Below are 11,231 nucleotides of genomic sequence, written 5' to 3'. Positions count from 1 at the left end.
TTTTTCGCCAAGGCCTGTTTTTGACGTCGCCGTCAAATATATCTCCCCTCGCGGAAGAGGGGGGGCGCAAAGCCCTCTGACCAGCAAGAAGAAGGGCCTCGCGGCGACGCCGGGCCCCCTCATCCGACCCCTCCGGGGCCCCGTCTCCCCCGAGGGGAGAAGGGACCTATCTCACCAGATCCGCACGCGGGCTTCCGGCGCCACGTACATCGGGTCGCCCGGCTTCACGCCGAACGCCTCGTAGAAGGCGTCGATGTTGCGCACCGGCAGGTCCACGCGGGCCTGCGGCGGGGCGTGCGGGTCGGAGACCAGGAGCTGCTTCATCCGGTCGTCACGGTACTTGCCGCGCCACACCTGCGCCCAGCCCAGGAACACCCGCTGCTCGCCCGTCAGGCCGTCCAGCACCGGCGACGGCTTGCCGTCCAGGGAGATGCGGTAGGCGTCCAGCCCCAGCAGCAGCCCGCCCAGGTCGGCGATGTTCTCGCCCATGGTCAGGTCGCCGTTGATGTGGGCGCCCGGCAGGATCTCCACCGCCGCGTACTGCTTGCCCAGCTTCACCGCCTCGGCGTTGAACTTGGCCGCGTCCTCGGCGGTCCACCAGTCGGTCAGCCGGCCGTCGCCGTCGGACTTGCGGCCCTGGTCGTCGAAGCCGTGGGTGATCTCGTGGCCGATCACCCCGCCGATGCCGCCGTAGTTGATCGCCGGATCGCCTTCCGGGTCGAAGAACGGCGGCTGCAGGATTGCGGCCGGGAAGACGATCTCGTTCTTGGTCGAGGAGTAGTAGGCGTTGATGGTCGGCGGCGTCATGCCCCACTCGGCGCGGTCCACCGGCTGGCCGATGCGACGGGCGCGGAAGTCCCAGTCGAAGGCCACGGCCCGCTTGACGTTGCCGTAGAGGTCGTCGTCGCGGATCTGCAGGGCGGAGTAGTCCCGCCAGTGGTCCGGATAGCCGATCTTCACGGTGAACTTGGCGAGCTTGTCGAGCGCCTTGGCCTTGGTCTCCGGACCCATCCAGGCCAGCTTCTCGATCCGGCCCTTCATGGCGGTTTTGATGTCGCCCACCAGGGCGTCCATCTTGGCCTTGCTCTCCGGCGGGAAGTAGGCGTCGACGTAGAGCTTGCCCAGCGCCTCGCCGACCTGGTTGTCCACCAGGTTCACGCCGCGCTTCCAGCGGGGCTGCTGCTGCGGCTGGCCGGAGAGCGTCTTGGAGCGGAAGTCGAAGTGCGCCTCGTCGAAGGCCGTTGAGAGGTAGGGGGCGGCGTTGTCGGCCAGGTGGAAGGCCATCCAGGCCTTGAGCGTGTCCACCGGCGCCTGGGCGTAGATGGCCGCGATCTTCGGGAAGGCGGTGTTCTCGCTCACCACCACCCGCTTCTGGGCCGGCAGGTGCATGCCCTGCATGAAGGCCGCCCAGTCGAAGCCCGGCGCATAGGCCGCCAGCTTGTCGACCTCGAAGGGGTTGTAGGTCTTGTCGTCGTCGCGCCGCTCGGCGCGGGTCCAGGAGACCTTGGCGATCTCGGTCTCCAGCGCGACGATCGCCTTGGCGTTGGCCGCCGCGTTCGGCCAGCCGGCAAGCGTCAGCATCTTCGTCACATAGGCCTCGTAGGCCTGCTTCTGCGGCGCGAACCGATCGACCAGGTAGTAGTCGCGGTCCGGCAGCCCCAGGCCCGCCTGGCCCAGGTAGACCGTGTAGTTCATCGGGTCCTTGGCGTCGTCGTAGATGGCGCCGGAGAAGAAGGAGCCGCCGAAGTCGTGCATGGACTCGCCCATCAGCCGGGCGATGTCGGCGCGGGTCTTCGCCGCGCGGATCTGGGCGAGGTCGCCGGCCAGCGGCTTGGCGCCCTGCGCGTCCACCCGCGCCTCGTCCATGAAGCTGCGGTAGAGCGCGCCCACCTGGGCCGAGGGGCCGTTGGCGGCGCGGTCGGCGGCGGCCTTCTCGGCCACCGCCCGCATGCGGTCGCGGGAGAGCTCGTCAAGGGCGTTGAAGGCGCCGTAGGTGGAGCGGTCGGCCGGGATTTCCAGCCGGTCGAGATAGGTCCCGTTCGCCCAGCGGAAGAAGGAGTGGCCCGGCGTCACGGCCATGTCGCGGCCGGAGAGGTCGAAGCCCCAGGTCCCCATGCGCGGGGCCTTGGAGAGGTCGCGGGCCGCGGCGTTGGCCTGGGCGGTCTGGGTCGCGGGCTGCTGCGCCGCCGCGGGCTGCGCGGCGAGGAGGGCGGCCGCCGCGGCGGCGCCGAGCCAGAGGGTCTTCATGCGGATGAGCTCGTTCGCTGGAGGATCGTGGCCGGGACCATGCCCCGGTCCCGGCCCGTCACACTCGTTACATTTTCGTCAGGTTTTCCCGTCCCTTGGAGACGGGCGGCGTCACAGTCAGTGGTGACTGTGGTCCATGGCCGGCGCGGTTGCGCCCGTACCCACGACGAACTCGACCGTCACCTTCGCGCCGCTGGCGAAGCTCAGGGTCGCCGGGACCCGGTCGCCGGCGTTCAGCGCCCGGGTCAGGCCGAACAGCATCAGGTGGTGGCCGCCCGGCGCGAGGGTCACCTTGCCGCCCGCCGGGATGGCCAGGCGCTCGACTCTGGCCATCTTCATCACGCCGCCCGCCATGGTCGTGCGGTGGACCTCCACCTTGCGCGCCACCGGGCTCTCCGCGCCGGTCAGGGCGTCCGGCGCCTTGCCGCGGTTGGTCAGCGTCAGGAAGCCCGCGCCGGTCCCGCCGGCCACGGCCGGCCGGCTCCAGGCCTGGCTGGCTTCCACGGTGGGGGCCGCGGCGTGCGCGGGGACGGCGGCGGCCGCGAGGGCCAGGACGGTCAGCAGGGCGCGCATCGATGGCCTTTCCGCGGCTTTCGTTCCGGGCAGGCGTCATACGCCGCCTGGGAGATTCCTCAATGGCCGGGCGTGCGCCATAGTCGCGCCGCGGGTGAATCGGAGGGCGGATGGAAGGCCAGGTCGAGGCGGGCGCCTACAAGGATGTGGTGCTGTTCCTGGCCACGGCCGGGATCGTCGTGCCGCTGTTCCGCCGCTGGCGGATCAGCCCCATCCTGGGCTTCCTCGGCGCGGGCGTGCTGCTCGGTCCCTACGGCCTGGGCGCGCTCGCCGACGACTTCGGCTGGCTCTCCGCCCTGACAATCGACAACCCCGACCAGGTGGCCCAGCTCGCCGAGTTCGGCGTGGTCTTCCTGCTGTTCATGATCGGCCTGGAGCTCTCCTGGGAGCGCCTGCGCCGGATGCGGAAGTACGTCTTCGGCCTGGGGGCCCTGCAGGTGGCCGTCTGCGTCGCCGCGCTCGCCTTCGTCGCCAGCCTGGCCGGAGCGCCCACGGAGGCGGCCATCGCCATCGGGGCGGCGCTGGCGCTGTCCTCCACCGCCATCGTCATGCCGATCCTCACCGAGCAGAAGCGCCAGCACGCGCTGGCCGGCCGGGCGACCTTCTCCGTGCTGCTGTTCCAGGACCTGGCGGTGGCGCCCATCCTCGTGGCGCTCGCCCTGTTCGGCCGCCGCGCGGGCGAGGCCTCGCCTTCCGACCTCTTCGTCTCCTTCGCCACCGGGGCGCTCGGCGTCCTGATCCTGCTGGTGTTCGGTCGCCTGCTGCTGCGGCCCATGCTGCGCTCGGTGGCCAAGGCCAAGAGCGAGGAGCTGTTCGTGGCCGCCTGCCTGCTGGTGGTGATCGGGGCCGGCCTGGTCAGCGAGCTCACCGGCCTCTCCATGGCGCTGGGCGCCTTCATCGCCGGCCTGCTGCTCGCCGAGACCGAGTACCGCCACGAGGTCGAGGTCACCATCGAGCCGTTCAAGGGCCTGCTGCTCGGCCTGTTCTTCGTTTCCGTCGGGATCCGCCTGAACGTGCCGCTGCTGCTCGAGCAGCCCTTGCCGATCATCGGCGCAGCGGCGGGGCTGATCCTGGTCAACGGCGCGGTGGTGTTCGGCCTCGCCCGCCTGTTCGGCCTGGAGAGCCGCCGCGCCGCCGAGGCGGCCCTGCTGCTGGCGGCGGGCGGCGAGTTCGCCTTCGTCATCCTCTCCGAGGCCATGGGGCAAGGCCTGGTGGACCGCACCCTGGGCGAGAGCGTGCTGGTCACCGTGACGCTCTCCATGTTCGCCATACCGCTGCTCGCCGCCGCGGGGCTGAAGCTCGGCGGCCGGCAGCTCACCCCCGCCGAGCCCCCGCCCGAGCCGGACCCGGTCGCCGACGCCGAGCCCCGCGTGCTGATCGCCGGCTACGGCCGGGTCGGCCGGCTGGTGGGCGAGATGCTGCGCAACCACGACATCCCCTGGGTGGCCGCCGAGAGCGATCCGCGAATCGTCGAGCAGGCCCGCCGCGCCGGCGAGACCATCTTCTTCGGCGACGCCTCGCGGCCGGAGTTCCTGCAGCGCTGCGGACTCTCCGACGCCCCCGCCCTGGTTGTCACCATGGACAATCCGGACGGCGCGGAGGCCATCGTCGCCACCGCCCGCGGCCTGCGGCCGGGCCTGACCATCGTCGCCCGCGCCCGCGACGCCCGCCACGCCAAGCGGCTCTACGATCTCGGCGCCACCGACGCGGTGCCGGAGACCGTCGAGGCCAGCCTGCAGCTCTCCGAGGCCCTGCTGGTCGAGATCGGCGTCCCCATGGGCTTGGTCATCGCCTCGATCCACGAGCGCCGCGACGCCTTCCGCGCCGAGCTCAACCGGCCCGAGGCGCTGGGCGGCCGGACCCGCGCGCGCCGCAAGGCGGACGGCGCCTGATCGGCGCCGGAAAAAGGGCGGAATAAAATCGTCCGCGTGCGGGCGCCTCGGAAGGAACCAAGCGCAGCCATGGACGTTGAGGGGGCGACGCCGCAGGGGTGCGAGCGCGCAGTTGGGCTGGGGATGACGCCGAGATCGCCGAAGACCTCCGGGGAACAGGCCTGCGCCGCCGCTGGCGTCCGCATCGCGCCTTCCTGCGGCGAGGTATCGACTTTACAAGTTATTCCAAGGACTTCGCGGAACTTTGACCTGGCGCAATCGCCGCGCCGGCAAGGATCTGCTAGGTCTAGGGCGAAGGTTTCGGCAGTCCGGGGGTCGCCAGGCCTCTCGCTCTGCCGTCAGATGGAGGCCCCGGGTCTCCACCCGAAGTTGATCACTGAGGGGAACGTCGTATACGTCCTGGCTTAGGTTCGTCTGGCAGGGGAAATTGCGGTCTGAGTGTGGCTCCGGCGACACTTACGCAACCATCCGGCCTTGATATAACGATGCTGAGGCGTTTCGCCGCAGCACTGAGGGCAACGAGAGGGCTCTGATTATGAAGTTGAAACTCCTGGCAGGGGCCGCTCTGGCTGCGGTCTTCACCGCGACCGGGGCTGCTGCGCAAGTCGGCTGGTACGGCGCCGTCGACCTCGGCTACCACTGGCCCGAGGGCATCGAAGGCACCTCCTCCGCCAACGCCCCGAACGGCTCTCCCTATGTTTGGGACTTCAATCAGGAAGATGACTGGGCCGGCTTCGCCCGCCTCGGCTATCAACTGAACGACAACTGGCGTGTCGAGCTCGAGCTCGGCTACCGCGGCGGCGACATCGAGTCGGTCCGCGGCGGCACGACCAACGCGGTCGTCGGCCTCTGCACCCCCGGCGTGACCCGCACCGCGGCGTCGCCGGTCTGCGGCTCCCCGGACGGCGACATGTCGACCTGGACCGTGATGGGCAACATCATCTACGACTTCGCCCCGGGCGCGACGATCAACCCGTTCGTCGGCGCGGGCCTGGGCGTGAACCACACGTCCATGGAAGTCCTGGGCCAGTTCTCGAACATCCCCGGCACGCCGCCGTTCACGGCCGCCACCGGCCCGGCGTTCCAGAACCTCGCCATCGATGACGACGACACCGCCTTCGCCTGGCAGGTGCTCGCCGGCCTCGCCTGGCGCGCCACGGACCGCCTGAACGTCGACCTGACCTACCGCTACCTCGGCGGTTCGGAGCTCGACTTCGCCTCCACCGGCACCAACACCCTGCAACCCGGCGTGTTCAGCGGCGAATACCGCGACCAGTCGGTGACGCTCGGCCTGCGGTACTCCTTCGCCGCTCCGCCGCCGCCGCCTCCGGCCCCGGCGTTCGAAGCCCGGCAGTTCATCGTCTACTTCCCGTTCGATCAGTACATCCTGACGCCGGAAGCCCAGACGGTGGTCACGGAAGCTGCGAACTACGCCCGCGGCGGCAACGCCACCCGCGTCGTGGTCGTCGGCCACGCCGACACCTCCGGTTCGCAGGCCTACAACGTCCGCCTGTCGGAACGCCGCGCCAAGGCGGTGGCCGACGCGCTGGTCTCGGCCGGCGTGACGCAGACCTCGCTCTCCGTCGACTGGAAGGGTGAGACCATGCCTGCGGTCGCCACCGGCGACGGCGTCAAGGAACCGCTGAACCGTCGTTCCACGATCGACATCAATCCCTGATCTCGATCGCCGACGGTGAAGTCGGAACGCTAGCGGGAGCCCGGCCGAAAGGCCGGGCTCCTTGCGTTTGGGCCCTACACCGGCAGCTGGGTCGTGGACTTCACCTCCTCGAGCACCGCATAGGTCCGCGTCTCCCGGACGCCGGGGATCCGCACCAGCACCTCCTCCAGGAAGGTGCGCCAGGCCGGCAGGTCGGCCACGCGGGCCTTGATCAGATAGTCGAAGCCGCCGGCCACCATGTGGCACTCCAGCACGTCGGGCGACCGGCGCGCGGCGGCGGCGAAGGTGTCGAACACCTCCGGCGTGGTGCGGTCCAGCACCACCTCCACGAAGATCAGCACGCCGCGGCCGACCTTCTCGGGGTCCAGCAGGGCGGCGAAGCTCTTGATGTAGCCCGCCTCGCGCAGCCGCCGCACCCGGTCCGAGCACGACGACGGCGACAGGTTGCACCGCTCGGCCAGTTCGGCGTTGCTGATGCGCCCGTCCGACTGCAGGGTCCGCAGGAGCCGGCGGTCGGTGTCGTCCAGCCGTAGATCGTTCGCCATTCGCTCTGTTTCCCCGCGTTTCTCCGGCGGTTCGGAGAAAGTGACGTAGCACATTCGGCTGATACAGCGTTATCCCGGACGTTCCAGCGCAGGAGCCTGCCCGTGCCGTTCGATCACCTGGACGATCTGAAGTTCACCGACGAGCGTGCGGCCGTCGCCGCGGCCCTGGAGTCCAGGCCGCTGAGCTTCGAGGAGCGCGGCGCCGTCCGCGACGAGGCCGAGGCCCTGGTCCGCGCCGCCCGCCGCGCCGCCAACCGCCAGGGCGTGGTCGAGAGCTTCCTGCAGGAGTTCAGCCTCTCCACCCGCGAGGGCCTGGCGCTGATGTGCCTGGCCGAGGCCCTGCTGCGCACGCCCGACGAGGAGACCCGCGACCGGCTGATCGCCGAGAAGATCGCCTCCGCCGACTGGGCCAGCCACGCCGGCCGCTCGGATTCGCTCCTGGTGAACGCCTCCACCTGGAGCCTGATGCTCACCGGCAAGCTGATCGACCCGGACGACGAGGCCCGCAAGGACCTGCCCGGCTTCATCAAGCGCCTGGCCGGCCGCCTGGGCGAGCCGGTGATCCGCCGCGCCGTCGGCGCCGCGGTGCGCATCATGGGCGAGCAGTTCGTCCTGGGCGCCACCATCGAAAAGGCGATCCGGCGCTCCGCCCAGGAAGGCTTCGTCTGCTCCTTCGACATGCTGGGGGAGGGCGCCCGCACCGACGCCGACGCCGACCGCTACGAGGCCGCCTACGCCGCCGCCATCGCCGTGGTCGCGAAGTCCGCCAAGGGGCAGGGACCCGAGGCCGGCCACGGCATATCGGTGAAGCTCTCGGCGCTGTCGCCCCGCTACGACGCCCGCCAGCGCGACCGGGTGTTCGCCGACCTCTATCCGCGCGTGGTCCGGCTGGCCGCCCAGGCGGCGGAGGCCGACATCAACTTCACCCTCGACGCCGAGGAGGCCGACCGGCTGGTGATCTCGCTGGAGCTCCTGGAGCGGCTCGCCAACGAGCCCTCCCTCGGCTCATGGAAGGGCCTCGGCCTCGCCGTCCAGGCCTACCAGAAGCGCAGTCCCAAGGTGATCGAGGCCGTGGCCGGCATCGCGCGGTCCAGCGGGCGGCGCCTCATGGTCCGGCTGGTGAAGGGCGCCTACTGGGACAGCGAGATCAAGCGCGCCCAGGTGGCCGGCCTGCCCGGCTACCCGGTCTACACCACCAAGGCCGCCACCGACCTGTCCTACCTGGCGTGCGCCCGGGCCCTGCTGGCCGCCGCGCCGCACCTCTACGGCCAGTTCGCCACCCACAACGCCCATTCGCTGGCGGCCGTCCGCCAGATGGCGCGGCAGGCCGGGCTGACCTGCGAGTTCCAGCGCCTGCACGGCATGGGCGAGGCGCTCTACGCCGCCGCCCACGAGCGCTACGGCGACTTCCCGCTCAGGGTCTATGCTCCGGTGGGCAGCCACGAGGACCTGCTGCCCTACCTGGTCCGCCGGCTGCTCGAGAACGGCGCCAACACCTCCTTCGTCCACGCCCTGCTGGACGAGCGGACCCCCGTCGCCAAGGTGGTCTCCGATCCGGTCACCGCCGTGGAGGCGACCGGCGGCGCGCCGCACCCGCGCATCCCGCTGCCCGTCGACCTCTACGGTCCGTCCCGCCGCAACTCGACCGGCCTCGATCTCTCCATCGCCGCCGACCGCGAGCGGCTCATCGCCGCCGTGGCCGCCCTGCCGCCGCTGGAAGGCGGGCCGATCGTCGGCGGCCGGACGACCGTGGGCGCCGCGGCGCGGGTTTCGCCGGCCCAGCTCTCCACGACCATCGGGCGGGCGGGCGACGCCATCCCGGCCGACGTGGACGCCGCCTACGCCGCCGCCCGTAAGGCCCAGCCCGCCTGGGACGCCCAGGGCGGGGAGCGCCGGGCCAGGGTGCTCCGCGCCATGGGCGACGCGCTGGAGGCCAACCGCGACCGCCTGATCGCCATCTGCGCCCGGGAGGCCGGCAAGACGCTGGCGGACGGTATCGCCGAGGTCCGCGAGGCCGCCGACTTCTGCCGCTACTACGCGAGCCTCGCCGAGAAGCAGTTCGCCCATGCCGAGACGCTGAAGGGCCCGGTGGGCGAGACCAACCGCCTGCAGCTGCGCGGCCGCGGCGTCTTCGCCTGCATCAGCCCTTGGAACTTCCCGCTGGCCATCTTCACCGGCCAGATCGCCGCGGCGCTCGCCGCCGGCAATGCGGTTCTCGCCAAGCCCGCCGAGCAGACGCCGATCATCGCCTCGGAAGCGGTGAAGCTGTTCCACGCCGCGGGCCTCGACCCCGACCTGCTGCACCTCCTGCCGGGCGACGGCGCGACCATCGGCCAGGCCCTCGTGGCCCACGAGGGCTGCGACGGCGTCGCCTTCACCGGCGGCACCGACACCGCCTGGGCGATCAACCGCACGCTCGCCGCCCGCCAGGGGCCGATCGTCCCGTTCATCGCCGAGACCGGCGGGCTGAACGCCATGTTCGTCGACACCACGGCGCTGCGCGAACAGGTGCTCGATGACGTCCTCCTCTCCGGCTACGGCTCGGCCGGCCAGCGCTGCTCGGCGCTCCGCCTGCTGTTCCTGCCGCACGACACCGCCGACCAGCTCATCGAGGGCCTGATCGGGGCCATGGACACCCTGGTGGTCGGCGATCCGGCCGACCCGCGCACCGACGTGGGCCCGGTCATCGACGCCGAGGCCCGCGCCATGCTGGAGGCCCATGTGGAGCGCCTGCGGCGGGAGGCGAAGGTCCTGCACCGCATCGCCGTGCCGGAGGGCGGCCACTTCTTCGCGCCCACCCTGGCGGAGATCCCGGACCCCGGTTTCCTCGGCAAGGAGGTGTTCGGCCCGATCCTGCACGTGGTCCGCTACGATCCCGCCGACCTTGCCCGCGCCGCGGCCCCCGTGGCCGCCGCCCGCTACGGCCTCACCCTCGGCGTGCACAGCCGGCTGGAGTCCTTCGCCGAGGCCGTGCAGCAAGCGGTTCCGGCCGGCAACGTCTACGTCAACCGCTCGATGATCGGCGCGGTGGTGGGCGTCCAGCCGTTCGGCGGCGAGGGCCTGTCCGGCACCGGCCCCAAGGCCGGGGGGCCCCACGCCCTCCTGCGCTACGCGGTCGAGCGCGCCGTCAGCGTCAACATCGCCGCCCAGGGCGGCGACCCGGCCCTCCTGAACCTGGACGCCTGACCGGCGCTGCAACCCGGGGTCAAGCGATTGGCGCCGGCCGCCATGGCCGGCGCGGCCGGTCTGGCGGCAGGCTCGACCCATGTTCCGAGCTCTCCTCGCCGGCCTCGCCCTCGGCCTCTCGCTCGCCGCCGCCGCCCAGGCCGCGCCCTACAGGGCGCCGCGCACCCCCCACGGCCAGCCGGACCTGCAGGGGATCTGGACCAACACCGCGGTGACCTTCCTGCAGCGGCCGCAGGGCTTCAAGAACCTGGTCCTCACCGAGGAAGAGGCGGCCATGCTGGAGGCCGGCTTCCTGAAGTACGTGGGCCCGCTGGTCAGCGGCGAGCCGATCGACCCGACCCTGCCCGCGCCGCCGGAGGTGAAGGAGGTCGACAACTCCGACTTCATCGAGATGCAGCTCAAGGCGGGCCGCATCGACGGCAAGCCCCGCTCGTCCTGGATCGTCGAGCCCGCGGACGGTCGCCTGCCGTTCACGGAGGCGGGCCGGAAGGCCAGTCGCGAGATCGGCCGCGACCGCGGCTACGACAGCTACGAATACCGGCCCACGGACGAGCGCTGCATCACCGCGATCGGCTCCACCGAGGGGCCGCCGATGATGAACTCCGGCTTCAACGGCCACTACCGGATCGTCCAGACCCGCGACCACGTCGCCATCCACATCGAGATGAACCACGACGTGCGCATCGTCCGGCTGGCCGACCGCCGGCATCCGCCCGCCGCGGTCAGCTCCTGGTTGGGCGATTCCGTCGGCTGGTGGGAGGGCGAGACCCTGGTCGTGGAAACCGCCAACCTGCGGCCCCAGCACTTCATCGGCAGCCTGGGCGGCGGCTTCGCCTACGGCCCCAGGGCGAAGCTCACCGAGCGCTTCACCCGCACCGCGACGGACGGGATGCTCTACGAGTTCGCGGTGGACGACCCCGACACCTTCACCCAGGTCTGGCGCGCCGAGATGCCGTGGCGCACCGCGCCCGGACCCATCTACGAATACGCCTGCCACGAGGGGAACTATTCCCTCCCCAACATCCTCGCCGGCGCCCGCGTCCAGGAGCGCGAGCGCGAGGCCACGGCCAAGGGGCAGTAGGCGGCGCGTTTCCTCGCCTCCCCCAATGC

The 11,231-nt window shown here is 71.4% G+C and carries 7 protein-coding genes; 4 read left to right on the top strand and 3 right to left on the bottom strand.

The window, feature by feature from the left end; genetic code table 11:
- Positions 1-171: 171 nt before the first annotated feature.
- Together V7Z97_RS01990 and V7Z97_RS01985 are read right to left on the bottom strand one after the other, a co-directional pair.
- Entirely contained in the window at positions 172-2,247 is a 2,076-nt protein-coding gene (locus tag V7Z97_RS01990) for a M13 family metallopeptidase (RefSeq protein WP_334161072.1), read from the bottom strand.
- Positions 2,248-2,364: 117 nt separating this feature from the next.
- Positions 2,365-2,820, bottom strand: coding sequence for a copper chaperone PCu(A)C (locus V7Z97_RS01985; protein ID WP_334161070.1), 456 nt, complete (start codon positions 2,818-2,820; stop codon positions 2,365-2,367).
- 110 nt (positions 2,821-2,930) lie between these two features.
- Between V7Z97_RS01985 and V7Z97_RS01980 the strand changes: the two genes are divergently transcribed.
- Positions 2,931-4,712 (top strand): monovalent cation:proton antiporter-2 (CPA2) family protein, encoded by a 1,782-nt coding sequence (locus V7Z97_RS01980; RefSeq protein ID WP_334161068.1) that lies wholly within the window; start codon positions 2,931-2,933, stop codon positions 4,710-4,712.
- A 535-nt stretch (positions 4,713-5,247) separates the two neighbouring features.
- Entirely contained in the window at positions 5,248-6,390 is a 1,143-nt protein-coding gene (locus V7Z97_RS01975; protein ID WP_334161067.1) for an OmpA family protein, read from the top strand.
- A 74-nt stretch (positions 6,391-6,464) separates the two neighbouring features.
- On the opposite strand, the gene V7Z97_RS01970 is transcribed toward V7Z97_RS01975, so the two are convergent.
- Positions 6,465-6,935: a winged helix-turn-helix transcriptional regulator gene (locus V7Z97_RS01970; RefSeq protein WP_334161066.1), complete on the bottom strand. Its 471-nt coding sequence runs from the start codon at positions 6,933-6,935 to the stop codon at positions 6,465-6,467.
- A gap of 102 nt (positions 6,936-7,037) precedes the next feature.
- Here V7Z97_RS01970 and putA point away from each other — a divergent pair, with 102 nt between their 5' ends.
- Together putA and V7Z97_RS01960 are read left to right on the top strand one after the other, a co-directional pair.
- Complete coding sequence (gene putA / locus V7Z97_RS01965) at positions 7,038-10,121, top strand: bifunctional proline dehydrogenase/L-glutamate gamma-semialdehyde dehydrogenase PutA (protein ID WP_334161065.1); 3,084 nt, start codon at positions 7,038-7,040, stop codon at positions 10,119-10,121.
- Between the two features lie 79 nt (positions 10,122-10,200).
- Positions 10,201-11,202, top strand: coding sequence for a hypothetical protein (locus V7Z97_RS01960; RefSeq protein WP_334161064.1), 1,002 nt, complete (start codon positions 10,201-10,203; stop codon positions 11,200-11,202).
- The last annotated feature ends 29 nt before the right edge of the window (positions 11,203-11,231 follow it).

The organism is Phenylobacterium sp. (genome assembly GCF_036821595.1).
Classification (GTDB): Bacteria; Pseudomonadota; Alphaproteobacteria; order Caulobacterales; family Caulobacteraceae; genus Phenylobacterium.
Note: the sequence above shows the minus strand (reverse complement) of the source record. Positions and strands in the feature narration are given on the sequence as shown.

What these genes read in the sequence shown, in the direction of transcription:
- V7Z97_RS01990 (WP_334161072.1), bottom strand. Translation starts at nt 2,247, where the DNA reads ATGAAGACCCTCTGGCTCGGCGCCGCCGCGGCGGCCGCCCTCCTCGCC.
- V7Z97_RS01985 (WP_334161070.1), bottom strand. Translation starts at nt 2,820, where the DNA reads ATGCGCGCCCTGCTGACCGTCCTGGCCCTCGCGGCCGCCGCCGTCCCC.
- V7Z97_RS01980 (WP_334161068.1), top strand. Translation starts at nt 2,931, where the DNA reads ATGGAAGGCCAGGTCGAGGCGGGCGCCTACAAGGATGTGGTGCTGTTC.
- V7Z97_RS01975 (WP_334161067.1), top strand. Translation starts at nt 5,248, where the DNA reads ATGAAGTTGAAACTCCTGGCAGGGGCCGCTCTGGCTGCGGTCTTCACC.
- V7Z97_RS01970 (WP_334161066.1), bottom strand. Translation starts at nt 6,935, where the DNA reads ATGGCGAACGATCTACGGCTGGACGACACCGACCGCCGGCTCCTGCGG.
- V7Z97_RS01960 (WP_334161064.1), top strand. Translation starts at nt 10,201, where the DNA reads ATGTTCCGAGCTCTCCTCGCCGGCCTCGCCCTCGGCCTCTCGCTCGCC.